Source organism: Allosphingosinicella sp. (assembly GCF_036387215.1).
Classification (GTDB): Bacteria; Pseudomonadota; Alphaproteobacteria; order Sphingomonadales; family Sphingomonadaceae; genus Allosphingosinicella.
The window spans coordinates 1-1,733 of record NZ_DASVUE010000295.1 but is presented as its reverse complement, the minus strand read 5'-3'; the positions used below and the strand labels follow the sequence as shown (position 1 = coordinate 1,733).

Below are 1,733 nucleotides of genomic sequence, written 5' to 3'. Positions count from 1 at the left end.
GCGATGACCGGCTCGACTTCCAAACGGCGAAGTGGGTCTGGCACTGCGTGGCTCGGTTCGGTCAAAAGCTTTGAGGTCCGCTTCCCACCTATTCCGTTGAAGAACTCGGTTTGGGGCCGCTGGCGGCCTTGGCCGGGTGATCTCGCAGGGCGGCAGCCGTGAGCCTCACGCCAGGGCTGGCGTGGGCACCGGGATCAGCTTGGCCAGCTTCCTGAGGTTCTGGGCGGCAGCGGCGAGGTGGAACTCGTCGCGGGCTCCGTTCGGACCTCGGAGCCGAAGCCGATCGAGCTTCAGGATGCGCTTGAGATGGGCGAACAGCATCTCGATCTTCTTGCGTTCGCGCCGTGAGGTCCGGCCCTCGTCCGAGTTGCAGATGTCGCGCGCCATCTGCCGAGCGCCTTCATGGATTGAGCGCGGGATCTTGCGGGCCGGCGCGTTCGGACAGCATTTCGGCTTGAGGGCGCACGGCTCGCAATCGTAGGTGCTCGCCCGGTACAGGATCGTCGCGTCGTCGTTCACGATGCGGCCGGTCGTGGTCAGGGTGTGCCCGGCCGGGCAGCGATAGACCTCGCCCTCCGGGTCGTAGGCGAAGTCCTCGCGCGAGAAGGTGCCGTCTCGACGAGAGCTCTTGTCGAAGACCGGGATGTGCGGCTCGATCCCCTGCTCGTAGACGAGCCAGCCGAGCATGGCGGCCGAGCCGTAGCCGCTGTCACCGGCGAGCCGCGCCGGGTAGAGGTCGAAGCGCTCCCGCGAGCGCTCGATCATGCGCTTGGCGGCCGTGACCTCGGCCTGCCTGATGGCAGTCGTGGGCTCGACGTCCACGATGATCGCGTGGTTGAGATCGATCAGGTAGTTGGCCGCGTAGGCGAAGTAGGCCAGCCCGCCGTCCGCTCCGGTCCAGCGTGCCGCAGGATCGGACGGCGACACCAACCTGGGCAGAACGGGCGTTGCCGCTCCGAAGGCCGCGTCGTCGAGCACCGCCAGGTACTCTCGGGCGGCTCGGCTGACGCTCTCGGGCGGGAGCCCGCCCGTGCCCTCGACGCCCTTCTGCCGGCTCGCATCGGCCTTGATCAGGCTGCCATCCACCGCAAAGCCTTCGCCACCGACAAGCCCTTCGGCGATGCAGCGGGCGAGCACGGTCTCGAACAGGCGGCGCAAAAGGTCGCTGTCGCGGAAGCGGCCGTGCCGGTTCTTCGAGAACGTGGAATGGTCCGGCACCCGGCCGTCCAGCCCGAGGCGGCAGAACCATCGATAGGCAAGGTTCAGGTGGACCTCGTCGCAGAGGCGTCGCTCCGACCGGATGCCGAAGCAGTAGCCGATGATCAGCATCCGGATCATCAACTCCGGGTCCACCGAGGGACGGCCCGTTTCGCTATAGTAGGGCGCCAGCTCCCGCCGCAGCCCGGCCAGATCGACGAAGCGGTCGACCGACCGGAGCAGGTGGTCGGCCGGCACGTGGCCGTCGAGCGAGAAGTTGTAGAACAACGCGCCCTGCTCGACCTGCCGCGGACCCATCATCTGCTTCGATCCTCTCCTTGCAGCAGGAGTGAATCAGCAGGGCTGCACCACCGCAACGGCCGAGTTTTTCAACGGAATAGGCGCTAAGCGGACCCACGGCGGCCTAACCAAACAGCGCTGCCCGAGCACCTTGGGGCAGCAACGCGTGGGCTTTGCTACCGCGCCCTCTTGAAGAGTGGACACGAGGCACGGTTGTGAGAACATCTCCACAAACG

1 protein-coding gene is annotated in these 1,733 nt (G+C 66.8%); it reads right to left on the bottom strand.

Annotation, left to right across the window (positions count from 1 at the left end; all coding sequences use genetic code 11):
• Positions 1-165 precede the first annotated feature (165 nt).
• On the bottom strand, positions 166-1,518 hold the full coding sequence (locus tag VF662_RS11995) for a transposase (protein ID WP_464141459.1): 1,353 nt from the start codon (positions 1,516-1,518) through the stop codon (positions 166-168).
• Positions 1,519-1,733: the final 215 nt, after the last annotated feature.